This window comes from Streptomyces sp. NPDC091371, assembly GCF_040684275.1.
GTDB lineage: Bacteria > Actinomycetota > Actinomycetes > Streptomycetales > Streptomycetaceae > Streptomyces.
Genome location: NZ_JBFBFP010000025.1, coordinates 30070 through 54059, shown reverse-complemented (window position 1 = coordinate 54059; position 23990 = coordinate 30070). Strand labels below are relative to the sequence as shown.

The window sequence follows — 23990 nt, the reverse complement described above, 5'->3', positions numbered from 1 at the left end:
AGGCGCCCCGGCACAGTGTGTGCCGGGGCGCACCCCTATGCCCCGGACACTCCGTACGAACCCACCAAGCGGGCCGGCTGTCGGCCCGTCACCGCAGTGGTTCCTCGCTGCGGTTGACCTGGGCCGTCACTTCGGCGCCTTCCATGGCGCTGATGATGGTGGTCGCCGGCTCCCGGCTCCCGGCTCCCGGGCTTCCGGGGCCTGGAAGCCGGAGCGCAGGAGCTTGTCGGTGACCATCTGCTGCCAGTTGCGCAGCGCGTCGGCTCATACCTGCTGGATCTCAGATTCGGTCCCCAGCGTCTCCAGCGCCGCTGCCGTGACAGGGCAGTCCTCGATCCAACCTGACTCGCGCAGCCCTTCGGCGAGCTGCCTGGCGCAGGCCTCCACGGCTGCGCCGGGATCCTCTTCGCTGTCCAGAGCATCGCGGAGGACCGTCGCGAACTCCTGGTCGCTGTACTTGATGGCGGCGACTGCGACGGCTTCTTTGCCGCCCGGGAAGAAGTGGCAGACGAGCCCAGTGTGGCCCCCGCCTCCTTGGCGATCTGCTTGATGCCTGTGCCGACGTAGCCCCGGCGCTGCAGAAGGCGCGATGCGGTGGTGATGATCCGGTCACGCGTGCCGGCCTGTCCACCGTGCCGGAACCGGCGTCTCACGCCCTGACCGGCCGCGTGCTCGTCAACCTCAGCTCCGATACGCCCGAGAAGACCCGGGCCGGAGCGCGGTGGGTGTCCGAGCATGGCGCAGTCCACCTCACCGGTGGCGTCACCGTCCCGCCTTCCGGCATCGGACAGCCCGAGTCGTCGACGTTCTACAGCGGGCCGCGCGAGGTGTTCGAGGCGCACCAGTCCACCCTCGAAGTGCTGACCGGTACGGACTACCGGGGTGACGACCCGGCCTGGCCGCGCGCACGTACCAGATCGGCATGGTCATGTTCTGGACGTCCATGCTCGGTTACTGGCAGGCCATCGCCCTCGCCAAAGCCAACGGACCCACGGCGACGGCCGGGTCGGCAGGTTGTCCGCGTCGTTCTCAGTGAATCGCGGTGTCACCGGTGTTACTTCGTCCCCTCCTCGGTCTCCGAGTCCACGCGGTGCACGGTCGCCTCGTGGTCCGCTGCCGTGCCCATGCGGTTGTTGTGAGGTGTCGGATGTGGGGACCCGGGGGAGGGCATTGGATTTGAGCATGTTCAAATATGGGTGTGCGGCCGCGGGGCCGGACGCCCAACCGATGGGGGAGCTCTGTGGACATGCGCGGATGGCGTGCGATTGTTCTCGCGGTGACTGGGGTGGTGCTCACGGCGTCCTGTGGGTACGCCGCAGCAATCCACTCGGCGGAGATCCCGCAGGAGCAGCTGGTGGGGACGTGGACCAGCTCCGCCGGGACGTCCCTGACCTTCTCGAACGATCACACGTTCACCGGAACGGGTTTTGACAAGGTCGAGGCGATGGCTGGTTGCGCTCACCGCGAGACGCTGTCCACTGGTCGCTGGGCCTTCTACGTCAGCCCCGAGGGCAACGGAAGCATCGTTCCCGACGAGACCGCCACGCGAGGCAACGATCTCGAGTTGTCGTTCGCGGATGATCCGGGGTGCACGGTGTGGGTCTACCTCTACGGACACTTCGGTGATGGGGAGGACCCCAGCATGTGCCCCACGAAGGACCCGGACGACGGCTGCCCTGCGGGCGGCTACCTGAAGCGGGATGAGGCCGCTTCCCACTCCTGACGCCCATGGCCGCCAGATGGAGCGCGTACTCTCGCAGGCCCCGGCAGCGCCAATTGGACCGTCGGCTCAAACCTCTTGCCCGCCGGCATCCGAGAGGAATCGCACGGTTCGGATGACACTCCCCGCCGCTGTCTCTGCCCGTGCAATGCTCTTGCCGTGGCCGGTGTGAGCACGGCGCCGGGAGTACCGGGTGCTGCTGGTGGCTGCGCATGCCGGCGAACCAGTCTCACGCTCCGACAGCCGGCCCTCCAACCGCGCAAGCGATTCGCGAAGGACGCTGTGCTGATCGTGGACGGCACCCTGATCTCACTCGCGACCACACCGTCGCCGAACAGTCCAGGAACGACTGATACTCCACCGACCACCGAGTCTCATCGACGCTGACACCCGCTCGGTAGTCATGGTCGGCCGACCTCTGCCAGGCAACCGCGACGACTGCCCTCCATGGGCCGACAGTCCGGCCCCGCCGAGGCGGCCGTCGGCAACACCACCACGATCGGCGACGGCAGCTATCAAGGCACCGACCTGGTCGTCCCGCACCGACGAGCCAAACGCAGACCGGGCTGCCAGCCCGGAAGCAGCGACCTCGCCCTCGCGGGATAGACGGGCAGGCGCCCACGCGACCGGGCGTGCCCGAACGACCCCGGAGATTATTCGCAGGACTGCCCTCAGCGGCTGACGTCCCTCCCCGGTCAAGGCCTAACCGAGCGTGCGTCGCCGGCCCCGGCCCCAGCCGGCCTCACGCTCACCCCGCCCCGTGGCTCACTCCAGCACCAACAGCACCGCCAGGGCGACGAGGAGGGAGTCGATCCGGTCGAGGAGGCCGCCGGAGCCGGGGAGCCACCGGCCGGCGTCCTTGGCGCGGGCGCCCCGCTTGACCATCGACTCCAGCAGATCCCCGAGCGGGCCGCCGACCGCCACGGCCACCGCCGTCTGCCACGTCAGGCAGGACAGCACCGCCAGCGTGAGGAGGCCGGCCGCGGCCCCGGCCAGCGTGCCGCTCCACCGCTTGGCGGGCGACAGCGGGGAGAGCCGGGGGCCGCCCAGACGGCGACCCGCCGCGTACGCGGCGATGTCGGCGATCGACACGGCCACGAACAGGACGAGGCCGAGGGCGCCGGACGGTACGAGGCCGGCCAGGGTTCCCAGCCACACGAGCCCCAGCAGGCCCGCCCCCAGGCGGCGGAGCCCGTGCTCCGCGTCCCCCGCGAGCAGAGGCACTCCGGCGATCGCGAGCGCCCCGGCCGCCGCAACCCTGAGCACCTCCCCGGGGGCAAGCCAGGCGGTCAGGACGAGTCCGACGATCGCCGCGCCCAGCACCGCCCGGTCCACCGGGCCCAGCCGGAGCAGCCCGCCGAACTCCGCCACCGCGACCACACCGACCACGGCCGAGAGCACCGCGATCCCCGGTGGACCGAGCCAGAACGCGGCGGTCACCAGGGGCACTCCGAGCGCCCACACGCACCAGCGGACCATCAGCTCACGGCGCCGGGTCGCCGCCACCGCGACGCCCCCGACCGCCAGCGCCCCGCCGAGGTACGGCACGAGACCGGCGACCGTCGTCACCGGGAGGCCCGCCCCGGCGCACCCGACACCACCGCGGCCGGCGCGCGCAGCGCCTCCAGGGCGTTCCGGCACGCCGCCACGATCCGCGCGTTCTCCGCCGTGTCGCGGACGGCGATCCGGACGGTGCGCCCCTCGTACGCCGGGGACATCGGCGACAGGTCACGCAGGAACACCTCGTGCCGCCGGCACTCGCGGACGAACCGCGCCGCGCTCGGTCCGTCCGGCGGCAGGGTCACCGTGAGGAAGTTCGCCACCCCCTCGTCGACCGAGGAGAAGCCGTCCAACTCCACGAGGCTGCACGCCAGTTCCCGGCGCAGCACATGGGTGCGGTCCCAGCGCTCCGCGTAGTACGCGGGGTCGCGCAGCGCCGTCACGGCAGCCAGCTGGGCCGGCAGGCTCACGGGCCACGGCGGCGTCCAGCGGCGCAGCTCCCCGGCCGTCTCCGGATCGGCCACCAGGTACGCGGCCCGCATCCCCGACAGCGCGTACATCTTCGACAGCGAGGTGCAGACCACGACCCGGGCGTCGGCCGAGGCGAGCCCGGCAAGCGAGTCCGCCGGATCGACGTAGCCCAGGTACGCCTCGTCGATCCACCACCGGGTCCGCGCGGGCGAGGCCGCGATCACCGCGCGCAGCGCGTCGGCCGGGGCGTGGCGGCCGGTCGGGTTGTTCGGGTTGACCACCACCACGAGGTCGTACCGTCCGTCGCCGGTCGCGGCGGCGAGGCGGGCCGGGTCGAGCAGCCAGTCGTCCTCCCGGCGCAGTTGGAGCCGGTCGACTCGGCAGCCGATCACCCGCTCGGTGACATGGGCGTACTCCCCGTAGCCCGGATCGAGCAGGAGCACCCGGCTCCCCGGTGTCAGCCACCGGCCGAACGCCCGGAAGATCAGATCGGACGAGCCCGCCCCGACGACCAGCGACTCGACCGGCAGCCCGCGGACCTTGGCGATCTCTGCGAGCAGTCCCTCCGCGCCCGTGGGCGGTGAGGTCCGGGCCGCCCACCCCGGATCCTCCGAAAGGACCGCGCGGACCTTTGGGGACGGCGGGAACCAGGCGTCCAGCACATCCGCCGCGACCACCTCGTGACGGCGGGTCAGCGTCCGGAAGTCGGTGCCGATCGCCGAGAAGAACGCCCCGCCGTGCTCACAGCCGTCCGCACGCGGCGCGAAGGGCATGTCGAGCTGCCAGTCGAGGCCCGTCCTCAGCCGCTCCAGGGTCCGGCCGTGGCGCTCCGCGACCGTCCTCGTCAGCTCGGCCACGGAGCCGCTGAGGACCTCGAACGAGACCGCGCCCGAGCGGACCGTACGCCCCACCGGCCGCAGCCCGGCGGCGAGGTACATGTCGAGCAGCTCTGTGCGTCCCATCGCCACCACCCGGCGGCCGCCCCGCGCCGCGACCCAGCGCAGCGCCGCGTACATGAGGAGCGGCGCCGCCGCGGTGGACCGCCAGCGCTCCTCGACGGTCAGGACGCGGATCTCGAACGGCGCCTCCTCGGTCAGGACCGGCAGCTCCTCGCGCGTCAGGTACTTGTCGAGGGAGTAGCGGCCGACCCACGGCGGAGTGAGGCTGACGAAGCCGATCCGCGTCTCGCCGCGCGCGGCCACGAGATACACGTTGTCGCCGTCGAGTCCGTCGCTCAGCCTTCCCGACGGATCCACCGGATGCTGGCCGAGCTCCTCCGCGTACACCCGGTGGCGCAGTTCGTGGATCCAGTCGTGATCCCGAGGCGTGGCAGTGCGCAGCTGCAGGGCGTGGTCCATGGGTATGTCTCCCTGAGACGGTCGGCGTTCGCGCCCCAGCATGGAGGAGTCCGGAGGACGGCACCTGAGTACGCGTACTCAGTGGGACAGCGGGGGAGTTGGATGCGGTCCAGGTCAGGGCCGGGTCCATGGGCGGGGACACGGTTGCGGGACGGCCCTCTGCTGACGGACTCCTCCAAACACCGGGTCAGCGCGAGCGGCCGAGCAGCTCGGCCGTCTCGGCGCGCCGGTTCCAGGCGATGACGGCCAGCGGCACCATGAAGATGAACGGGGTCCCGGCGTTCTCGCCGTGCATCGCGGTCAGCTGGGTGACGAACGCGAACGCCAGGAAGACGATCAGCGCCGTCGCGGCAGGCCCGGCCAGCCGGCGGACCAGCAGGCCGACGGCTCCGGCCAGCTCGACCAGTCCGGTCAGGTACATGAACCAGTGGCCTACGCCGATGGCGTCGAAGACGGTCGTGGAGGCGGGGAGCGCGAGCAGTTTGGGCAGCGCGCTGGCCAGGGCGAAGAAGAGCGCGAGCAGGATCCGCAGCGTCCAGACCACCCGGACCACGGCCTTGCCGGACTTCGCGGCGGTGGTCGTGATGGTGGCGGCGGCGTTGGCGGTGCTGGACATTTCAGGTCTCCCAGGTCGGCTGTCGTTGCTTTCTCAGGTTTGACCGCCGCCGCTGCATGAACTCATCGGTCTTGGGAGAGAAAGTCTTCCGGCAGCCGCACCTCCAGCGCCGGCAGCTCGCCGACGGTCTGCTTCGCCGCCCTGGAGGCGACTCTGGGGCCGCTGCCCGAGCACTCCCGCCCGGCCCTGGACGCCGACTACGACGACAGCATGGTCCTCCAGGATGTCGACATCCGGCGGATCACCGGCAAGATCGCCGGGCGCGGCGCCAAGACCCCGATCCAGGCCTGCGGGTGCTATGTGGTCGAGCGCACGAACGCCTGGATGGACAACTTCGGCAAGCTCCGCCGCTGCACCGAGCGATGAAGAACCCCTGTCGAGTTCTTCATCGCCCCGGCCGGCGTCATCATCGCCGTCCGGTACCTGATCCGACGCGCCCGGACCCGCTACCGATTGGACGGCCGGCCTCGAAGCCCCCGCATCCGATGACCTGCTGGCGGCCCCTCTCAGTGGATCAGGTCGACAGTGGTGGAGTCTCGGTTACGGCCGTACAGGTCGGTCTCGGGTCCGCGAGTTGCTCCTGTCCCCGAGGCACGGCCCACCCGGTCAGGCGGGCGTGTACTGGGCGGCGTACTCCGCGCTGGGCGGGACGATGGTGATGACGTCGATCAGCACTCCGTCAGGGGCGGCGACGATGAAGTGGCGCTGACCGAACTCCTCCGTGCGCAGCGCCAGTACCTCGGGCAGGCCGGCCTCTGCCACGAGCCGCTGGTGTTCGGAGTCCACGTCGTCCACCTCGAAGTTCAGCAGCAAGCCGCCCCGAAGTGCGTCCCGGTGGCCCTCGGGGATGGTCGGGTGGGTGTGGTCGAGGAGGGCCAGCTCGTACTGCGGGGCGTCGGGGCGGCGGAGGCTGACGTACCAGTCCGCTTCGAAGGTCACCTCGAACCCGAAGTGGCCGGTGTAGAAGTCGCGGGAAGCGGCAACGTCGCGGGTGGCGAGCACCGGGTAGAAGCCGGAGAGCTTGGTCGTGGGTCGGTTCGCCATGGCAGAGGTCCTCCACATCCCTTTTCGCATACCCCAGGTATGCGAACGTGGGGTTAGCATACCTGGGGTATGCGAAAAGGGAAGGGCGGTTAGCGTGATGGCGATCAGCCGGGCGGAGCAGCGGGCGGCAACCAGGCAAGCGCTGCTGGCCGAAGGGCGGCGTCGCTTCGCCGCCGACGGTTTCCACCATGTGGTGCTGGCCGAAGTGGCGCAGGCTGTCGGGGTCACCAAGGGGGCCGCGTACCACCACTTCGACAGCAAAGCGGGGCTGTTCCGTGCCGTCGTCGCCGAGGTCCAACAGGAACTGGGCGAGCGGGTTGCGGCCGCGGCCGAGCGGTACGAGGACCTCTGGGACCAGCTCCGGGCCGGCTCCCGGGCCTTCCTGGCGGCAGGCACAGACCCGGCGGTTCGACAGATCCTGCTGGTCGACGCGCCGACCGTGCTGGGCTGGGACGAATGGCGGGCCCTGGACGAGGAATCATCTGCCCGGCACCTCGCGGAGGCCCTGACCGCGCTTGCCGCAGCCGGGATCATCGACGACCAGCCGGTGGAGCCACTGGCCCGACTGCTCTCCGGGGCGATGAACGAGGCCGCACTCTGGATCGCGCGCGGCGGGGACCCGCAGGCCGCGGAGCAGGCACTCGACAGGCTCCTGGCCGGGCTGCGCACCCCAGGCTGACCTCTCACCTTGACGATTGGCCCCGAACGTCGTCGGCGAGTCCTCAGAACGCGGACGAACCACGGCTGGTCACTCCCGCGGGGCGGACGTTCGCCGGGAGTTTCTTCCCGATCACCGGATCGCTGGTCTGGCCGTGCCGTAAACCGACGCGCAGTGGGGGCGCGGGTAGAGCCGTTGTTGCCTGACCGGACACCGAGGCGAGGTGGTCGGTGGCGTGATCACCGGCAAGTGACCGATGCGATCGCATGGAAGCTCCAGACCGGGTCGCAGCGGGTGCACCTACCCGCTGAGTACGGCTCGTGGAACGGCGTTCACACGAGGCTGCGGAACTGAGCCATCGATGGCACCTGGTTGCGCCTGCTGGTCGGTGTCCTGCAGGCCTCCTGTGCAGGGTTCGTCGCGACACCGGTCAAGCTTCAGCGAGACGAGTCACCGGCCGGCCTCGCCGCAGTCGGCGGCAATGCGGCGGCAAGGAGTCGTCCCGGGAGGGGCGCCGGGTGCACCTGGAACAAGCCATGTTCGTGGACCACCCGGTCGTGTCGTCAGCGAGGTACGGCGCAGATCACCTGCGCCGTGAGTGTCGCGGGGAACCGCCCGGTGTTCTTGCTGCGCACCTCCCAGCCGGAGGCTGCGGGCTCACTGTGCTGCAGGTAGGTGTACTGCCCGCCCCGGCCGCCGCCGCCGGTTGGAACCCAGCCGTTGGGGCAGTACGCCCGGACCCAGTTCGATTCCTGCGCCTGGAGGGTAATGGACGCTGTCCGGACGATGTAGTTGTCCCTCCCGCAGACCACCCAGGTGTCCACCTCGGGCTGCCACCCGGTCTCGTTGGTGACGCGTACCTGCTGTGTGACGTCGTTGACGGAGAACGCGTCATTAATGCGCACCTCCGTGGACCAGGAGTCGAAGCCGCCACCGCTCTGCCGCTCACCCGGCGCACACCAGCTGGTCATGGTCGTCTCCTGGTTGGGATTCACCCAGCTCTCCACCTTGTGCGCGTACGACTCCCCGTTCGTGCACAGCACCACGGGGTAGAACCGCCCCCACGTGTTGGGGCTGGTGTTGACGAACTGCACGACCCAGGCGCCCGTCTCCATGACCGGATCGGAGGTCAGCATGAACATCGAGTTGTTATCGACGTGTCCACCGCCCCCGGACGGACTCGTTCCTGGCGGGCAGTGGACAGAACCCCAGTTCGAGGTGCCCGGCCTGACGTCGACCCAGCCGCCGGTGAACGCCTTGTACCCGAAACGCAGGGCGCCGGTGTGGAGGGCGCCCGCCGGTCGTTGGGAGGGAACCTCGGCAGCGATGGCGCCTACGCTCGTGGACGCCGTCAGCGCCAACAGCACGGCTCCGATGGCGATCCGGCGGGCACGGCGGAACAGCGAACTTCCCATGAAAGACCTCCAGAAGGGGTGCGGGCGCTACACCCATGGGGTTGCTGGGCGTCATGGACCAAAGAGCCAGCTAACGATCAGTGAGCAGGCATATGCGCGACCATTGATCCGCTTGAGATTCACCCGGCCGCACCCCCGGAGCCAGCCATCTGGCGGACCGCATCCGTGTTGCCTCCGACAAGGGTTTCGCCGGGAGCGCGTCCCGGCGAAGCCCGGGGCAGGGGCCGCGCAACCGGGCAGCCGCGGAACCCGCAATAGGCCAACCGCTTTCACCTGCCTCGCCCGCGTCCTGCTGAGACGCCGTGCTTCGGGTGCGAGCGGCGGGTGGGTAGCTCGGTGATCCGGCCGACTACCCGGGATTCGTGGGCAGCGAAGGCCGCCAGGGCGCGCCAGGCGGTCTTGAAGCCGGAGGCGTCGATCTCGGTGCCGGTCTCACCGGCCTTGGCCGGGTCGGTCTCGGGAACGTCGTCGGCCTCCGACGTGGCTGGACCCAGACCGCGTGCCGATCGTCAATATGCTTGGACCGCACGGCATTTAGCGCCTTGCAAGGCGCTGCACTCGTGGAGGGGATATGTGGAAGCGGGTGTTGGCCATTGGAGCCCATCCCGACGACATCGAGTTCGGCTGCGGCGGTACCCTGCTGCGCCACGCCGCCCAGGGGGTGGACATCACGATGGTGGTGGTGAGCGATGGCGCGCTGGGCGGGGACCCGAAGCTCCGCAGCGCGGAGCAGATCCGGGCGGCCCGGCTGATCGGCGCGAAGGTCGTGATGCTCGGGCTGTCGGACGGCCGCCTCGGAAGCCTGGCCGATCTGGTGGCGCGCCTTGAGCAAATCGCCGACGAGGTGGCCCCCGACCTCGTGTACTCACACCTCCCCGAGGACACCCACCAGGATCACGTGAAGACACACCGGGCGACGGCCGTCGCCACCCGTAGACAGGCCAACGTGCTCATGTTCGAGTCGCCGAGGTCCCCGATCCAGTCCACCGGCATCACCGTCGGGATCACCGAGTTCATCGAGGCGAAGACGCAACTGCTGGCCGCTCACGCATCCCAGCTCGCACGGCTGCCGGAACTGACCGACGAGGGAATCCGGGCTCGCGCGCGCCTGCACGGGCTCCGCTGCGGCGACACCTACGCAGAAATGTTCACCCCGCTGCGGTTCTCCCTACCGATCGGGGGGAATGCGTAGCCCAGGGCGGGAGGGGGCCGGCATCCATGAGTTTGGCATTGGACGTCCGTCACACGGACGAGATGGCCGCAGGGGAGCTTGCAGAACTCAGGGACATGCTGGTCGACTGCTTCAGCCCGCGCTACGACGAAAGTGCATGGGCACACTGCCTGGGCGGGACCCATTACCTGCTTCGCCACCGCGGTCAGCTGGTGTCGCACGGGGCCCTGATCCCCCGCCACTTCGAGCAGGCGGGGCGGGAGCTGCGCGGGCTCTACGGCGAGTCAATGGCAACAGTTCCGAACCTGCGCGGTCGCGGACTCGGCAGTATCGTGCTGGCCGCCGCGACCGCCGACATCCTCATGCACCACGAGATCGGTGTCTTCGCTGCCAGCAAGTACCACTTCTACGAGCGCCTCGGCTGGCTGAAATGGCCGGGCGAGACCTATGTGGTGGCCGCCGACGGCCGTCGGCCTGCGGCACCTGCGCGCGGCGCGGTGATGTACCGCCTGCCTCCCGGCAGCACCATCGACCCGGCCGGCGACCTGGCGGCCGACTGGCGCGCGGGTGACATCTGGTGACGCCGGCGGGCGACGGGGCTGACCGATGGATGTGATGGCTATCGCTGAGAATCTCGCGGCCGACGTGGTCTGGTCGCTCCTGGCCTTGCTGGTCGGCTACCTGCTCCTGCGCCGGCAGAACCGCGGCCTCGCCCGGCTGTTGGGCGCCGTCCGCAACCGCAGGCTCATCATCGTGCTACCCGACATGCGGATCAGGGAAGGCGGAACGGTCGGTACCTACCGCCGCGTGGGGTTCACCGGGAACGCCGTCTCCCGGGGGGAGTTCGAGGCCGCCGTCGCGCTGCGGGACGCCCTGACTGATCCGCTGGTACGCCTGCTGCAACCGCGCCGATCGTTGATGCCGGCCGGCCGCATTGGCTCCGCCGGTGCGGTCGAGGCGACCGAGACCTGCCCTCCGAGCACCGCCTTTACGGTCGCTGAAGCGTCGGCCGACCCGTTCACCCACCTGCCGGGTGAACTGTCCGGACGGAGCCTCGTGCTCATCGGTGGCCCGGCCTACAACCATCTGACGAGTCTCGGCTTTCTTCATCCCGACGTGCAGGCAGTGCCGGAACAGGTGAACCCGACCGGGGAGTGGGGTCTGCGGATACGCAGCGGGCCGATGGCCGGTCAGTTCTTTGGTGGCAGGGGCACGGTACCCGACACGGAGATCGCCACCGTCCAGTCCTTCACCGCCGGCACCGACGGCCCGCGGGTGACCATCTGCGCGGGCAGCAGCGACATCGCGACACTGGCCAGCGTCGACTTCCTTCTCGCCAACTGGCGCCGGATCGCCCGCCGATGCGGCCAGCGCCCCTACGCGTTCCTGCTCCGCGTTGACCTGCACAGCGGCTCAGCTCAGCTCCAGGCGGGACTTGTGGACGGCAACCCGTTCACGCTGTGACCGGATCGCGGGGTACGCGCAGCTGCCCGGCGGCCGTCCGGCCTCGTTGGCCACTGGCACTCGACGTACAGCCACAGATGAGTGCCGCGTGGGAGAGCAGAAGTCCGCGACGATCGGTTCCTCGGCGAGCGCCTTCGGCTGAGCCTCCGGCCGACCGCCCCGGCACCGTCAGCGACGCGCGGACCACGGTCCGCTCCGCATCGGTCATGTCCGACGGATACCGCCGCTGTCTCTCCGGTCGGTCGGCCGCGTTCCCGTATACGTGGGCGAGGCAATCGCACGCCGACACACGGAAGTTGGACGCAAGCTGTTTGAGCACGACAGACTGGGACAACAGGGCCTCCCCGTTGCTCGGTAGGACTTTGACACTCTCCGAGCTACACAGGACCTTCCACAGCTCCACCACGTGCTCGTCACGCTCCAGGGCTCTGGGGGCGGATGCCTGCCAGAACCGGCCGTGTCGTTTCAGCAGCCGTCACACCGTCGCCATGATGAGGATCTTTGGATTGGAAACGGCCGGTGCTGCCTCTCGCCTCACTTCCTTGATCCTTGAAGCTTGTTGGGATCGGCACTGATGAGGATGTGCGGGTAGACGAGAATGCTGGGCACGGCAGCCATCTCTCCTGCGTCACGACTGGTCCCGCCGCGGCAGCTCGGGAACGAGTTCGTCCTCTCGGCCTCCGCCAGCGGGGCCGATCGCGGCTTGGCTCGGTGATCACGGGTGGTGGCTTGGCGTCGTCGAGTTCCCGTCGCCGCAGTGGAGCCAGGGCAGTGGGCTGAGGGTCGGGGTGATGTGGCTGGATGGTGTCCCGCTGAGTGGTGTAACTGATCTTGGCTGGGATGTGCGCCGTCATGGTGTGCCCGTGTGCATCGGCTGTTGGTGAATGCTCCCTGAAACTGGGCAGGCCACCGTGCAAATGTCCTTGGTGAACGGGCAGTTCAACCCAAGGAGTGCACGGTGGCCTTGTCCCAGCATGACCTACTTCGCCTGCTCGAGTCACTACGTTCGGCGGACGGTCTTGAACTCGTCCGCGAGGTCGCCGAACGCCTGCTGCAGGAACTGATCGAGGCCGAGGCCACCTCGAGGATCGGCGCCGAGTGGGGCGAACACACCGATGCCCGCACCAGCTGGCGCAACGGGCACCGGGACAAGACAGTGACCACTCAGGCCGGCGACCTGGAACTCGCGATCCCCAAACTGCGGGCCGGCAGCTTCTTTCCCAGCCTGCTCGAGCGCCGACGCCGGATCGACCAGGCCCTCTACGCAGTGATCATGGAAGCCTACGTCCATGGCGTGTCGACCCGCTCCGTCGACGACCTGGTCAAAGCCCTCGGCTCGGACACCGGTATATCGAAGAGCGAGGTCTCCCGGATCTGCGCCGGCCTCGACGAACAGCTCGAGGTGTTCCGCACCCGGCCCCTCGATCACATCCGGTTTCCCTACGTCTTCCTCGACGCCACCTATGTCAAAGCACGCGTCGAGCACCGCATCGTTTCCCAGGCCATCGTCATCGCCACCGGCGTCACCGAAGACGGCGGCCGCGAAGTCATCGGCGTGATGGTCGGCGACAGCGAAACCGAAGCCTTCTGGTCCCAGTTCCTGCGTCACCTGCGCGAACGCGGTCTCACAGGCGTCCGTCTCGTGATCTCCGACAGCCACAGCGGCCTGGTCAAGGCGATCCGGAAGGTCATGATCGGTGCCGCCTGGCAACGCTGCCGCGTCCACTTCGTCCGCAACGTGTTCTCCGTGATCCCGAAAGGCTCCGCGGAGATGGTCGCCGCGACCATCCGCACCCTGTTCGCCCAGCCCACCGCCGAAGCCGTCCGGACCCACCTCGACACCGTCGCCGACATGCTCGGCAGCAGTTTCCCAAGGTCAAGGCCATGCTCCTCGAGGCGAAGGAGGACCTGACCGCTTTCGCGGACTTCCCCCACCAGCACTGGAAGAAGATCCAGTCGACCAACCCGCTCGAGCGTCTTAACCGGGAGATCAAGAGACGCTCCGACGTCGTCCAGGTCTTCCCGAATACCGCCGCCGTCAGCCGCCTGGCCACCGCTGTCCTCACCGAACTCCACGACGAATGGGTCGCTTTCCCCCGCCGCTACCTCTCCATCGAAAGCATGGACAGCCTCTATCCGGACACCGCGACCCGCTTGCCCGACACCACCGAAAGATCGGCTACACCACTACAAGGGACATGACCTGTGGCTGTGGCAGGGCGTAGGCCACGTGACGTTCGATTTCGTCGAGCGAGCCAAGGGGACGGAACCGTTCCGTAACGAGACGCAGTTCGCTTCCACGGCTGCGGAACTCGCCGGCACTGCTGAAGAGCAGGTGGCGGGGATCAGGGACCGGTTCGCCGACCTGGACTCCGTGGCTCACTCCCTGCTGTCCCGACCGGCTCGACCTGGCCTTTTGTGGGAGAGCTTCAACGCTGGCGTGGCCGCTGGGCTACTCGGCAATGCGACGGCGGCCCGCGAGAGGTTGGCCGTGGTCTTGGCCGAAGATCTTTTCTCTGACTGGGTTCGGGAGGTTCAGCAGACGGCCCGGGATCTGTTCGACGTGGCCGATGACGTGGCTGCTGTGTAGGACTGGACCAGGCCGGCAGTGCTGTCGTGCAGGTCGAAGTTGGCCCTGGGTGATGTGCCAGGGGCAGCGGGCGACTTGTTCGCTTAGAGGGTTCTGCCAACAGTTCACCCGGAGGCGCCATGGATTCACGGACGTAGACGAGTCCGATTGGCAGGTGCGGAGACCTACCGCGCACCGCCCGAGGACATTCGAAAGTCGGCCACGAGCTGGTGCGCGTACTCATCCTCCGGACCGAGGCCCTGAACCGCTTCGCAGGCCTCCTGGAGCCGGCCCTTCTCGCACAGCAACTTCACAAGGTGATAGAGGGCATCACGGTCGCCGGCCTCAGCACGATGGCGCAGTGCTGTGTCCATCCCCCGCTCGTGAAGCGACCTGTTGAGTCTCCGACGTCCGTGGACGTCTGTGACCGCGAGTTCAGTGAGTTGATCGAACCGCTCCGCACGGACGAGCAAATCCATGTGCCACAGGTGATTGTCGTGCGCGTAGAAATCGGCGGAGTAGCACTCGGCACGAGCGCTCACCAGCTGGATGGCTGTATCCCAGTCACTGATCTGTTCTGCTGCCTGTGCCTGCTCGTACCACTCCACAGGGCGAGTATCGCGCAGCGCTTCCCGCAAGAACACCGAGAATCAGTTGCCAACAAGCATCCCTCTGGATGGTTCCGAAGTGGGCGTTTGATCGTGATTCAGGCACCTAGCCAGGTCAGTGTTGATTCGTGGGTGAGGCGGCGGGTCATGAGGGCAATCATCGCGATGTAGATCATGGCGGTGGAGCGGGTGGGGAGTGCTTCGTAGTCGCGGGCCAGGCGGCGGTGGTGCATGAGCCAACCCAGGGTGCGTTCGACGACCCACCTTCGGGGCAGGACGGTGAAGCCCTTGGTGCCGGGGGTGCGGCGGACGACTTCGAGGTCTTCACGGTCTGGGTGTCGATCACGAAGCCGGTCGGCTCTGCGTTCCGACCCTCTTCCTCACGGACCCGGCGCCGCAGCAGCGCGTTGAGGTGCTCGAAGATGCCGTCTTTCTCCCACCGGCCGAAGTAGCCGTAGACGGTGTTCCAGTGTGGGTAGTCGTGCGGGAGGTAGCGCCAGGGGATGTCGGTGCGGCGACGTAGAGGATCGCGTCGAGGAGGTCGCGCAGGTTGTGCTGCGGCGGGGTGCCGATGTTCAGTCCGTGGCGGGCCTTGTCGTTCCGCCAGCCCGTCAGCAGCGGTTCCACCAGGGCCCACCGGGCATCGGACAAGTCGCTGGGATAGCGGCGACGTTCGCTCATACTGCCAGGACGCGCCACGCGTGCTCAGCCCGGTAGGGCGTGCGAGGCTGAACCTGAAGCATCCGGCGTGAACCGGTGCCCCTTGGGATGAAACAGGATCAGATGGGGCGCAACGGCGGCTTCGCAGCCTCCGCCGCCCCATCGTGCCCGCGGTTCCCTCTGACCTCATCAGCCACTTGACGCAAAATAACATAAAGAGGGTTAGAAGTGGTCTAAGCGCCCTATCGGTGGCCGTCCTGGAAAACGAAGGTGGCTTCGAGATCGTCCGCCGACGACACCGCACGCAACGAGCACGAGGTCACCACGTCGGCCGGCATCAACGGCATCGCCCGCGACCTCACCATCTGGATGGCCGCCCGCGACTTCCCCGGACGGCCAACCAGGCAGGTCGGCGAGGTCTAAAACACGATCTAGTCTTCTGAGTCAGGAATTCTGTTCAGATGTGTAGGCTTGCGGTGTGGCGCGGACTGGGCGGCCAAAGGCCGAGTTGACGTTGTCGGATGAGGAGCGGGCCGCACTCGAGGGGTGGGTGCGGCGCCGTTCCACGCCGCAGGCGTGGGCTCTGAGATGTCGGATCATCCTGGCCTGTGCCGAAGGCGCTTCAAACAAGGACGTGGCGGCTCGCCTCGGCTCGACTCCCCACGCGGTGGGTCGCTGGCGGGCGAGGTTCGTCGAGCACCGGATCGCCGGTCTGGGTGACATGCCGCGCCCAGGCGGCCCGCGGACAGTGACGGACGAGCAGGTGGCTGCGCTGGTCACCAGGACGCTGGAGTCGGCTCCGAAGAACGCGACCCACTGGTCGACGCGCTCGATGGCGAAGGAACTGGGCCTGTCGCAGTCGACCGTGTCGCGGATCTGGCGCGCGTTCGGTCTGCAGCCGCACCGCTCGGAAACCTTCAAGCTGTCGACGGACCCGTACTTCATCGACAAGGTCCACGATGTCGTCGGTCTCTATCTGGACCCGCCAGAGCGGGCACTGGTGTTCTGCGTGGATGAGAAGTCGCAGATCCAGGCCCTGGACCGCTCGCAGCCGGTGCTACCGATGATGCCCGGAGTGCCGCAACGCGTCACGCATGACTACGTCCGCGCCGGCACCACCACACTGTTCGCCGCACTCGAGGTCGCCACCGGCCAGGTCATCGGCTCCCTGCACCGCCGCCACCGCGCAGAGGAGTTCAAGAAGTTCCTCATCAAGCTCGATAAGGAAGTCCCGGCCGGCCTTGAGGTCCACCTGGTGCTCGACAACTACGCCACCCACAAAACCCCGGCCATCAAGACCTGGCTCCTGGCTCACCCCCGGTTCCACCTGCACTTCACACCGACCGGATCGTCCTGGCTCAACCTGGTGGAACGATGGTTCGCCGAGCTGACGAACAAGCAGATACGGCGAGGCGTCCACAGATCCGTCCAGGCCCTGGAGAATGACATCCGAACCTGGATCGCAGCCTGGAACACCGACCCCAGGCCGTACATCTGGACCAAGACCGCGGACGAGATCCTCGAACGCCTCGCCTCATATCTGAACAGAATTCCTGACTCAGAAGACTAGGCCGACTCTCGGATCGGCTGTGACCGCGCTTCCGTGATGACTACGGCCCTTGCCGCTCACGGGCGTGGACGCTAGGTCAGGCGGACTCGAAGCTAGGTGTCGCGGGCCCGATGTTGCCCGCTTCGTCCATGAACTGAAGGGTCGTGACGAACTCAAGGACGAAGGCGACAAAGGGGCCGTCGAATGTCACGCAGCTGGATCCATGCACTGCTGTGACGATCTTCCATTGGTTCGGATCAGGGCTGCACGGCATGAAGAAGTGCTCATCCCCGCCGAAGTCGTACCCCCAATAGATGAGACCGTTTTCCTCAGGGTGGAACGGGTGGGGAAAGTCGTCTGGGCGCCGCTCGCGGGACCGGCTGGCGCGCTCGTGTACCTCACGCATGCGTGAGAGGAGCGGGGTCGACCCGTGGGGATGGAAGACCATGAGCTCTTCGGAGATGATCCCGCTGCCGTAGGCGTCCATGAAGGCCTTGTAGTCGCTCGGCAGCGACGAGCCGAGGTGGGTTTCAACCTCAGTCCAGTCGCTCGACGAGTGCGGCCTTGGTGCAGGCTCTCCCAACAGCCGCTTCAACTCGTCAAGGTCTGACACGTACCCCACCTCGCTCGAACGTCGTGTTGACCAGCGACGACGAAGATAGCCGGGCCAGTCCGGCCACGGGTGAAGGGGGTAGTCGGCATCTCGAGCAGCCCTCTCGGAACGCGATTCCGAGAGGGCTGGCATGCCGGATCGTTTCGCTGCGGCAGAGATTCTGCATGGGGTTGCGTGAGCTGTCGGATGTCCTGTTTCCCGGCCTCGGGGTGCGGATGGAGCGGTTGCATGTCGCGGGCCGCACCCTGTTTGTGGACGCGGTTGGTACCGGTCCTCCCGGCCGTTGTCCGGACTGTGGCAGCGGCGCACGAAGGGTTCACAGTCGGTACTGGCGGCGGCTGCCTGATCGGCCTGTCGGCGGTCGCGAGGTGCTCGTCCGACTACAGGTGAGGCGATTCCTCTGCGACGTACCGAAGTGCCGCCGACGGACTTTCGTCGAGCAGATCGAAGGTTTCACGAGGTCACACGGTCAGTCGTCTGTGGCGATGCGTGACCTTGCCCGCTTCGTGGCCGTGGAACTCGGGGGTCGCCCCGGAGAACGCCTCTGTCGACGGCTGGCGTTGTCCGGCCGGCGGACGTCACTCATCCGCCTGCTCTCGGCGCCGGAGGTCCCGGCCTGGGCTCCGAGGGTCCTGGGGGTGGATGACTTCGCCTTCCGCCGGGGGCATACATACGGAACGGTGCTCGTGGACGTAGAGAAGGGCAAGCCATTCGATGTGCTGCCCGACCGCACCTCGGAGACCTTCCTGGCCTGGCTGGAGGCCCATCCCGGAGCGGAGATCATCTGCCGGGATCGGGCAACTGGCTACACCCGCGCGATCAAGCAGGCCGCCACCGGGGCGATCGAGGTGGCCGACCGATGGCATCTGCTGCAGAACCTGTCTGTCGTGGTGGAGAAGACATGTCACCAGCACCGCAACTGCCTGCGGAAACACGCCCAAGCGCGGGCTCAACCTGACGCGCCGGTTCCTGACACCTGGGTGCTGGATCAGCCGGCCGCGCTGCCGAAGACCGCGATCGTCGAGCGGACCCTCCACCGGCACGCCGACATCCTCGATCTGGTGGACAAAGGATGGACGATCAGCGCGATCGCGCGCCGCTTGGGCATGGACCGCAAAACGGTGCGGCACTTCCGGGACACCGATGTCGCCGTGCTCATCGAGTCCGCCCGGCATCGTCGAACGGGGCTCCTCACGCCCTTTCACCCTTACCTGCAAGCCCGGTTCTTCAACGGCTGCACGGACGCCAGCCGACTCTTCCGCGAAGTCCGCGAGCGTGGATTCGGGGGCACCGTTCAGACAGTCCGTCGATACGTCGCGACGCTCCGAGACGGCACTGCCATACCCGCACCATCCCCGATTCCGAGCCCACGCGCGATCACATCCTGGATCATGCGCCGCCCTGAGTCGTTGACTGAAGACGACGAAGTCCAGCTCAACGAGGTCTGCCTGGTCTGCCCGGACATCGCCCGCGCCCGCGAGATCGCGCAGCGGTTCACCGCCCTGGTCCGCGAACGCACAGGTCACTTGTTGCCCGACTGGATCAGCGAAGTGGAGCGTGACGCGCCCCAGCCGATCCGCGGATTCGCCCGGTTCATGAAATTCGACATCGACGCTGTCACCGCGGGCCTGACCCTGCAATACAGCTCCGGCGTCGTAGAAGGCCACGTCAACCGCATCAAAACGATCAAACGGCAGATGTACGGCCGAGCCTCGTTCCACGTACTGAGAGCCCGAATCCTCATCCAGCCGTAGTCATCACGGAAGCGCGGTCACAGCCCTCGGATCGGCCGGCGGCGATCTTCTCTTCACTTCGTTCACTCTTGAACCATGTGGGGAGGTGGGGAGCGACGCCGGCTTGCGCTGGTTCCTTGATGGCGGGGCTCCGATGCATCGCGGGCGTATCGAGAATCCCAGACGCCACCGCAACAGTCTTCCGTCTTCAGTGGAGGCATGGACCGCAGCAGACCTGCAACGGTCGGTTTGTTGATCGGGAAGGGATCGTGATCATGGACTCGGATTCCGTACGTGGTATCGACCGGCGGCGGCTGCTCGGGTGGGGCGGGTTGGCGGCCGCCGGTGTGGTGGCGACCGGAGCGCCGCTGGTGGCCGCCCGACACGGCCATGCCGTAGCTGCCGGACAGCACCGTCCGGCCTCAACCGACCCCGACATCCCACCGGACACCCGTCCCGGCGGAGCCTACGACCGGTACGTGGCGCAGCTGGCCGCCGAGGGCAAGTTCTCGGGCGTGGTGCTGTTATCGCACCAGGGCCGGACGGTGCTGTCCCGCAGCTACGGCATGGCCGACAAGGAGAAGGGGATCCGCAATCACGAGGGCATCGCGTTCAGCCTCAGTTCGGCGGGCAAGCCGTTCGGCGCGGTGGCCATCTTGCAGTTGGCGCAGCAGGGCAACGTGAAGCTGTCGGACACGGTGGGCACCCATCTGAAGGGCTTCGCCAAGGACATCGCCGAGCAGGTGACCATCCACCACCTGCTCTCCGGAGCCGGGATGAGGTGCACAAGTACTACGAGCAGCGGGCCCGGCAGGCGAGACTGGTGGGCGTCCCGGGCACCCCCGGCACCGCTCACGCGGAGGCGGAGGTCACCATTCCCGCGCTGATCGTGGAGGCCGTGGCCGGCACGACGTACTGGGGCTACGCCGAGGAACACATCTTCAAGCGCTGCGGCATGACCGGAACGGCGTTCCACACCAGGCCGCAGTGGCTCACCGACCAGCGCATCGCGCACCCGTACATGACGCGGGCCGACGCCGGCCAGGTCGACGCCGTCCGCAATCTGGACAAGGGCAGCCCCCACCCGAACGTACTCGGCAAGAATCCGGGCCGCGCCTTCATCGATGCCCCCGGGGACGGTGGCTTCGCCACCGCGCCGGATCTGGTCCGGTTCGCGCACGCGCTGGGCGACGGCACGCTCCTGGACCGGCCCTGGGCCGACGTGCTCACCGGGCCCAAGATCCCCCACGGACCGGCATCGTTCGGCGCGTACGGGATTCCGGTCTCCATCGTCAATGGCCAGTGGAAGTACCAGCGCGCCGGCGGCAACCCCGGTGTCGCCGCCAAGTGGACCATCTACCCGTACACCGGCTGGGTCGGCGTCATCCTCGGCAACACCGACGGCGTGCCGCTGCAGGACATGGGCGAGCGGGAGACACTGGCCATCACCGGGGCTACGCCCGGCGGCGGGTCAGGTGGCTGAGGTGATCGGGCGGCCGGGTTGCGCGGGTCTTACCGGCACCCCCGGACTTACGAGCTGGTTCTCCTTGTGTCTGTCGTGCGGATGGCCATCTCGCTGAGGGATGGCATGCCGAGATCGACAGCCGTGGATCTGCGGGCTGATTCGGCGTCGAGCTGGTCCAGCTTCTCCTTCGCGCCGGCCAGACTGACTTCGAGTCCCTTGATCTCGCTGAGCCGGCCTTCTCGTTAGGCCTCGGCAATCCGGTTGCAGAGGTTGTCGCGGATCTCCGCCAGCCGGGCACGTTGTGCCGGGTCCGGCCGCAGGACGGGGCAGCGTACGCAGGCTTCTGCAAGCCAGACCTTTCGCTCTGGCTTGCAGAAGTCGTTCGGACCGCTGCTTCGCGTGCGGCTCTTGACCCTCACGTGACGTCAGGCCGCATAGTCGGCGCCATGGATGATCACTGGAGCGTGGGACGCGTGGCCGAGCTGGCCGGCGTGAGCGTCCGCACACTGCACCACTATGACGCGATCGGGCTCGTCCGGCCGTCGGCGCGGACCGCGGCCGGGTACCGGGCCTACTCGGCGGCCGACGTGGAGCGGCTGCGGGAGGTACTGGCCTACCGGCGCTTGGGCTTCGGGCTGCGGGAGGTCGCGGAACTGGTCGGCGACCCGTCCACCGACGCGGTCGCGCACCTGCGCCGGCTGCGCGTCCTGCTGCTGGAGCGGCGTGAGCGCGCCGACGCCATGGTGGCGGCCATCGACAGAGAACTAGCGGCACGGGCGAAGGGACTCAAGGTGACACCGCAGGAGCAGCTGGAGATGCTCGGTGCCCGGCTGTACGACGCGATCGGCGGCGCCTACACCGCGACACGGCATACCGAGCCGCGGATCGCCGCGCAGATCTGGGACGCGCTCGGGGACGCGCGGACGGTGCTGAACGTCGGCGCCGGCACTGGCTCCTACGAGCCCGCCGACCGCGACGTGACCGCGGTGGAGCCGTCGGCGGTCATGCTGGGGCAGCGGCCCGCCGGCTCGGCGCCGTGCGTGGCCGCCGCCGCGGAGAGCCTGCCGTTCGAGGACCGCTCCTTCGACGTCGCGATGGCCGTCTCCACCGTCCACCACTGGGCGGACCCGATGGCGGGGCTGCGCGAGATGCGGCGCGTGGCCCGCCGCGTGGTGGTGCTCACGTTCGACACTGACGAACCCGGGTGGCAGGACCGGTTCTGGCTCACCCGCGACTACCTGCCCGAGTTCGCCGCCGTCCTCGCGGGCTTTCCCCCGCTCGCCGGGATGGCCGACGCGATCGGCGCCCGCGCCGAGCCGGTGCCCGTCCCTTGGGACTGCGCCGACGGCCTGTTCGAGGCGTACTGGCGCCGGCCGGGGGCCTATCTGGAGGATCACGTCCGCCGTGCGATGTCGGTGTGGACGAGGGTCGGGCCCGAGGCCGAGCAGCGGGCGGTACGAAGCCTCCGCGACGACCTCGAGTCCGGCCGGTGGGCCGCGCGCAACCGCGACCTCACCGGCCTCGACGCGGCAGATCTCGGCCTCCGCCTGCTCGTGGCCTGAACCGCGTCGCAGCGTCAGTGTCATGGCGGCTCCTGGACGACCCGCCGGTCATGTGCGGCGCTGAGCGGGCGTGGCGCTGTGGACAAGACCGGCGGCGCGACTCGGCATGCCCAGGTCGGTCGCCCGCGAGCCCCGCTGGTCGATCGGCCTCGGCGATGCGGGCGGCGTAGGCGGGGGGCAGGCCCTCGGTGAGGTGGCGCAGCCGTCCGGCGTCGGTGGTGCCGGCAGCGGTGTTGCCGAAGCGGGCGCGTGCTCCGCTCCCGGGGGCTTGGGTGCCGGCGCCGAACGGGATGTGTGAGACTCCCTTCGAATGATCATTCGGGGGAGTTTCACGTTGAACGCGTTCTTGAAGAGGGTGTGGATCGGACTGGCCGCGACTTTGATCGTGAGTCTGGCCGCCGTGGTCCTGCCGGACCAGGTACAGATCGACGACGACGGGCGCGTGCACCTGGGCGCGCCCTTGCCCAAGCCGTCCCGATCGGCGTCGGCGCCCGCGCCGGAGCCTCAACCCACGTCGCCACCCCTCACGCGGGACGAGGTGGACGAAGTGATCCGGACATCGGTCCGCGCGGCGGGCCTCGACCCGGAGCAGGGCAAGCCGACGGTCCCGGCCGGATCCAACCTGAACAGGACGGGCTGGATGGCCGTCCGTGAGAAGGCCGCCGCACAGTCCGAAATGAAGGCGATCTGTGCGGACTTGGAGCGTCAGGGCTGGGTGCTCAACCCGAACGGCGACAGCGCCGACGCCTCCCGCAGCTACAAACGCGGGGGCTGGTACCTGCTGGTGAGCACGCGGGGGAAGACCCAGGCACCGTCCAACACCCTGAGCGACTCGCAGACCTACCTGACCATGACCGGGCTCCAGCTCAACCTGTCCGACATACCGCTCCCCGAGATCACCGTCCGCATGCGCTGACCACTCACGGCAGAGCCCACACCGTCTTCCGCCTTCGTCGGCGGGGCTACGGCAGTCTGAGTTGCCGGGTCGGCCGGTTGTTTCGAAGGGCCGAACAGGCCAGCGAGGTGTTCGCGATCAAGAAACGGGAGGGAGCCGGCATGTGGCTCCGGGCCTTGAACAGCAGCCGCTGATCCAACTGCCGCGTCCGGTGCCGTGAGCGATTTCAACGTCGTGCCCATGACGCAGCTCACACACCCCGTCAGAGGGTCTGCGGGGAGCGCCGTGCGCTCCACCGCGGCGGCGTTCCTCGACCTTGCCGAAGCACAGCTGGGCCACCTGCCCACCAGCAGCGCTTCGCTGCGGCGGGAGTGGCACCTGAAGGTTCTGCGTACAGCGCTGAAGGAGATCAACGCCCTGCAGCCCGAGTGGCTCGGTGTCCGCGACACCCTCCCGGTAAGCACCCGGCCGGGCATTGCGGAGTACAACGAGCCACTCACCGACCGCAACGCTGAGGCCTGGGCCTACCTCGCCGCCTGGGCCTTCCGCGGCCAGTCCGTGATCGACATCGAAAGCGTCACCCGAGTCATGCCGTACCGGCCCGCCACCTCCACCATGGCGCCGGCCCTGCCCTCGACGACGGGCTCCGCCGCCTGGCGCGGGCGGTGATGAGGGGATACACGAGCCCTCTGTCGAACAGGCCTTTGTCGGGCCTCCCTGTCTCGCAGGCCCCGGCGACCGGCCTGGGTCACCGCGGTGCTCCGCCGGGCCGGCAGATGGAGTCACGGCCACGACCCGCTCCTCGCGCGGGTGTCGTGCTGACCAGCCCCGGGCCGGCATGCCCTGTTCCGCCTCGAACGCGAACCCGACCGGCCGGGGCGAGGTGCCCTGACCCCCCTCTGGTCGGGTGAAACGCGGT

Annotated in this window: 20 protein-coding genes and 8 pseudogenes; 18 read left to right on the top strand and 10 right to left on the bottom strand. The window is 68.4% G+C overall.

Annotated elements, in window-relative coordinates:
• Positions 1-35: 35 nt before the first annotated feature.
• A pseudogene (locus AB0O21_RS25055) lies at positions 36-653 on the bottom strand (TetR/AcrR family transcriptional regulator).
• Here AB0O21_RS25055 and AB0O21_RS25050 point away from each other — a divergent pair.
• The 3 genes and pseudogenes from AB0O21_RS25050 to AB0O21_RS25040 all read left to right on the top strand — a co-directional run.
• A pseudogene (locus AB0O21_RS25050) lies at positions 633-988 on the top strand (NAD(P)-dependent oxidoreductase); the annotation flags it as partial. The pseudogenes AB0O21_RS25055 and AB0O21_RS25050 overlap by 21 nt on opposite strands.
• Positions 989-1246: 258 nt before the next feature.
• Complete coding sequence (locus tag AB0O21_RS25045; RefSeq protein ID WP_365174111.1) at positions 1247-1723, top strand: hypothetical protein; 477 nt, start codon at positions 1247-1249, stop codon at positions 1721-1723.
• Positions 1724-1966: 243 nt separating this feature from the next.
• Positions 1967-2275, top strand: a pseudogene (locus AB0O21_RS25040) (IS5/IS1182 family transposase); the annotation flags it as partial.
• A gap of 210 nt (positions 2276-2485) precedes the next feature.
• Here the strand turns inward: AB0O21_RS25040 and AB0O21_RS25035 are convergent.
• The 3 genes from AB0O21_RS25035 to AB0O21_RS25025 form a co-directional block, all read right to left on the bottom strand.
• Positions 2486-3289, bottom strand: a complete 804-nt coding sequence (locus tag AB0O21_RS25035) for a phosphatidate cytidylyltransferase (RefSeq protein ID WP_365174110.1) — start codon at positions 3287-3289, stop codon at positions 2486-2488.
• Complete coding sequence (locus AB0O21_RS25030; RefSeq protein WP_365174108.1) at positions 3286-5049, bottom strand: histidinol-phosphate transaminase; 1764 nt, start codon at positions 5047-5049, stop codon at positions 3286-3288. Before AB0O21_RS25030 ends, AB0O21_RS25035 begins: the two co-directional genes overlap by 4 nt.
• 187 nt (positions 5050-5236) lie before the next feature.
• Positions 5237-5665 (bottom strand): DoxX family protein, encoded by a 429-nt coding sequence (locus AB0O21_RS25025; protein ID WP_365174106.1) that lies wholly within the window; start codon positions 5663-5665, stop codon positions 5237-5239.
• 132 nt (positions 5666-5797) lie between these two features.
• Between AB0O21_RS25025 and AB0O21_RS25020 the strand changes: the two are divergent.
• Positions 5798-6154 (top strand): annotated as a pseudogene (locus AB0O21_RS25020) (IS5/IS1182 family transposase); the annotation flags it as partial.
• A 117-nt stretch (positions 6155-6271) separates the two neighbouring features.
• On the opposite strand, the gene AB0O21_RS25015 reads toward AB0O21_RS25020, so the two are convergent.
• Positions 6272-6709, bottom strand: a complete 438-nt coding sequence (locus AB0O21_RS25015; RefSeq protein ID WP_365174104.1) for a VOC family protein — start codon at positions 6707-6709, stop codon at positions 6272-6274.
• 97 nt (positions 6710-6806) lie between these two features.
• Here AB0O21_RS25015 and AB0O21_RS25010 point away from each other — a divergent pair, with 97 nt between their 5' ends.
• Together AB0O21_RS25010 and AB0O21_RS25005 are read left to right on the top strand one after the other, a co-directional pair.
• Positions 6807-7388, top strand: a complete 582-nt coding sequence (locus AB0O21_RS25010) for a TetR/AcrR family transcriptional regulator (protein ID WP_365174256.1) — start codon at positions 6807-6809, stop codon at positions 7386-7388.
• 153 nt (positions 7389-7541) lie between these two features.
• The gene (locus AB0O21_RS25005; RefSeq protein ID WP_365174102.1) at positions 7542-7721 is read left to right on the top strand and encodes a transposase; all 180 of its coding nucleotides are present in this window, start codon (positions 7542-7544) and stop codon (positions 7719-7721) included.
• A gap of 209 nt (positions 7722-7930) precedes the next feature.
• Here the strand turns inward: AB0O21_RS25005 and AB0O21_RS25000 are convergent, their stop codons facing one another.
• Positions 7931-8782 carry a hypothetical protein gene (locus AB0O21_RS25000; RefSeq protein WP_365174100.1) on the bottom strand — a complete coding sequence of 284 codons (852 nt, stop codon included), beginning with the start codon at positions 8780-8782 and terminating at the stop codon, positions 7931-7933.
• A gap of 586 nt (positions 8783-9368) precedes the next feature.
• On the opposite strand from AB0O21_RS25000, the gene AB0O21_RS24995 reads away from it, so the two are divergent.
• The 5 genes and pseudogenes from AB0O21_RS24995 to AB0O21_RS24975 all read left to right on the top strand — a co-directional run bounded on the left by AB0O21_RS24995 (position 9369) and on the right by AB0O21_RS24975 (position 14007).
• Positions 9369-9974, top strand: coding sequence for a PIG-L deacetylase family protein (locus tag AB0O21_RS24995; protein ID WP_365174098.1), 606 nt, complete (start codon positions 9369-9371; stop codon positions 9972-9974).
• A gap of 26 nt (positions 9975-10000) precedes the next feature.
• Positions 10001-10534: a GNAT family N-acetyltransferase gene (locus AB0O21_RS24990; protein WP_365174096.1), complete on the top strand. Its 534-nt coding sequence runs from the start codon at positions 10001-10003 to the stop codon at positions 10532-10534.
• Between the two features lie 25 nt (positions 10535-10559).
• A complete protein-coding gene (locus AB0O21_RS24985) occupies positions 10560-11417 on the top strand; it encodes a hypothetical protein (RefSeq protein ID WP_365174094.1) in 858 nt (285 codons plus the stop codon).
• A gap of 958 nt (positions 11418-12375) precedes the next feature.
• Positions 12376-13619: pseudogene (locus AB0O21_RS24980) on the top strand (IS256 family transposase).
• 28 nt (positions 13620-13647) lie between these two features.
• On the top strand, positions 13648-14007 hold the full coding sequence (locus AB0O21_RS24975) for a hypothetical protein (RefSeq protein WP_365174092.1): 360 nt from the start codon (positions 13648-13650) through the stop codon (positions 14005-14007).
• Between the two features lie 164 nt (positions 14008-14171).
• Here the strand turns inward: AB0O21_RS24975 and AB0O21_RS24970 are convergent, their stop codons facing one another.
• Both AB0O21_RS24970 and AB0O21_RS24965 read right to left on the bottom strand, forming a co-directional pair.
• Positions 14172-14594 carry a hypothetical protein gene (locus AB0O21_RS24970; protein WP_365174090.1) on the bottom strand — a complete coding sequence of 141 codons (423 nt, stop codon included), beginning with the start codon at positions 14592-14594 and terminating at the stop codon, positions 14172-14174.
• Between the two features lie 98 nt (positions 14595-14692).
• Positions 14693-15275: pseudogene (locus AB0O21_RS24965) on the bottom strand (transposase).
• 249 nt (positions 15276-15524) lie between these two features.
• On the opposite strand from AB0O21_RS24965, the gene AB0O21_RS24960 reads away from it, so the two are divergent.
• Together AB0O21_RS24960 and AB0O21_RS24955 are read left to right on the top strand one after the other, a co-directional pair.
• Positions 15525-15677, top strand: coding sequence for a hypothetical protein (locus tag AB0O21_RS24960; protein ID WP_365174268.1), 153 nt, complete (start codon positions 15525-15527; stop codon positions 15675-15677).
• A gap of 55 nt (positions 15678-15732) precedes the next feature.
• Positions 15733-16824, top strand: coding sequence for an IS630 family transposase (locus AB0O21_RS24955; protein WP_365174088.1), 1092 nt, complete (start codon positions 15733-15735; stop codon positions 16822-16824).
• A 76-nt stretch (positions 16825-16900) separates the two neighbouring features.
• On the opposite strand, the gene AB0O21_RS24950 is transcribed toward AB0O21_RS24955, so the two are convergent.
• The gene (locus tag AB0O21_RS24950) at positions 16901-17416 is read right to left on the bottom strand and encodes an SMI1/KNR4 family protein (protein ID WP_365174086.1); all 516 of its coding nucleotides are present in this window, start codon (positions 17414-17416) and stop codon (positions 16901-16903) included.
• A gap of 164 nt (positions 17417-17580) precedes the next feature.
• Between AB0O21_RS24950 and AB0O21_RS24945 the strand changes: the two genes are divergently transcribed.
• From AB0O21_RS24945 to AB0O21_RS24935, 3 genes and pseudogenes are all read left to right on the top strand, one after another.
• Positions 17581-19170 carry an ISL3 family transposase gene (locus AB0O21_RS24945; protein WP_365174084.1) on the top strand — a complete coding sequence of 530 codons (1590 nt, stop codon included), beginning with the start codon at positions 17581-17583 and terminating at the stop codon, positions 19168-19170.
• A 119-nt stretch (positions 19171-19289) separates the two neighbouring features.
• Positions 19290-20632: pseudogene (locus tag AB0O21_RS24940) on the top strand (serine hydrolase domain-containing protein).
• Between the two features lie 428 nt (positions 20633-21060).
• Complete coding sequence (locus AB0O21_RS24935; protein WP_365174082.1) at positions 21061-22176, top strand: MerR family transcriptional regulator; 1116 nt, start codon at positions 21061-21063, stop codon at positions 22174-22176.
• Between the two features lie 145 nt (positions 22177-22321).
• On the opposite strand, the pseudogene AB0O21_RS24930 reads toward AB0O21_RS24935, so the two are convergent.
• Positions 22322-22426 (bottom strand): annotated as a pseudogene (locus AB0O21_RS24930) (XRE family transcriptional regulator); the annotation flags it as partial.
• A gap of 84 nt (positions 22427-22510) precedes the next feature.
• Here AB0O21_RS24930 and AB0O21_RS24925 point away from each other — a divergent pair.
• Both AB0O21_RS24925 and AB0O21_RS24920 read left to right on the top strand, forming a co-directional pair.
• Entirely contained in the window at positions 22511-23092 is a 582-nt protein-coding gene (locus AB0O21_RS24925; RefSeq protein WP_365174265.1) for a hypothetical protein, read from the top strand.
• Between the two features lie 219 nt (positions 23093-23311).
• Positions 23312-23740 carry a hypothetical protein gene (locus AB0O21_RS24920; protein WP_365174079.1) on the top strand — a complete coding sequence of 143 codons (429 nt, stop codon included), beginning with the start codon at positions 23312-23314 and terminating at the stop codon, positions 23738-23740.
• Positions 23741-23990 lie beyond the last annotated feature (250 nt).

What these genes read in the sequence shown, in the direction of transcription:
- AB0O21_RS25000 (WP_365174100.1), bottom strand. Translation starts at nt 8,782, where the DNA reads ATGGGAAGTTCGCTGTTCCGCCGTGCCCGCCGGATCGCCATCGGAGCC.
- AB0O21_RS24945 (WP_365174084.1), top strand. Translation starts at nt 17,581, where the DNA reads ATGGGGTTGCGTGAGCTGTCGGATGTCCTGTTTCCCGGCCTCGGGGTG.
- AB0O21_RS24935 (WP_365174082.1), top strand. Translation starts at nt 21,061, where the DNA reads ATGGATGATCACTGGAGCGTGGGACGCGTGGCCGAGCTGGCCGGCGTG.
- AB0O21_RS25045 (WP_365174111.1), top strand. Translation starts at nt 1,247, where the DNA reads ATGCGCGGATGGCGTGCGATTGTTCTCGCGGTGACTGGGGTGGTGCTC.
- AB0O21_RS25025 (WP_365174106.1), bottom strand. Translation starts at nt 5,665, where the DNA reads ATGTCCAGCACCGCCAACGCCGCCGCCACCATCACGACCACCGCCGCG.
- AB0O21_RS25015 (WP_365174104.1), bottom strand. Translation starts at nt 6,709, where the DNA reads ATGGCGAACCGACCCACGACCAAGCTCTCCGGCTTCTACCCGGTGCTC.
- AB0O21_RS25010 (WP_365174256.1), top strand. Translation starts at nt 6,807, where the DNA reads ATGGCGATCAGCCGGGCGGAGCAGCGGGCGGCAACCAGGCAAGCGCTG.
- AB0O21_RS24990 (WP_365174096.1), top strand. Translation starts at nt 10,001, where the DNA reads ATGAGTTTGGCATTGGACGTCCGTCACACGGACGAGATGGCCGCAGGG.
- AB0O21_RS24920 (WP_365174079.1), top strand. Translation starts at nt 23,312, where the DNA reads ATGACGCAGCTCACACACCCCGTCAGAGGGTCTGCGGGGAGCGCCGTG.
- AB0O21_RS25030 (WP_365174108.1), bottom strand. Translation starts at nt 5,049, where the DNA reads ATGGACCACGCCCTGCAGCTGCGCACTGCCACGCCTCGGGATCACGAC.
- AB0O21_RS24985 (WP_365174094.1), top strand. Translation starts at nt 10,560, where the DNA reads ATGGATGTGATGGCTATCGCTGAGAATCTCGCGGCCGACGTGGTCTGG.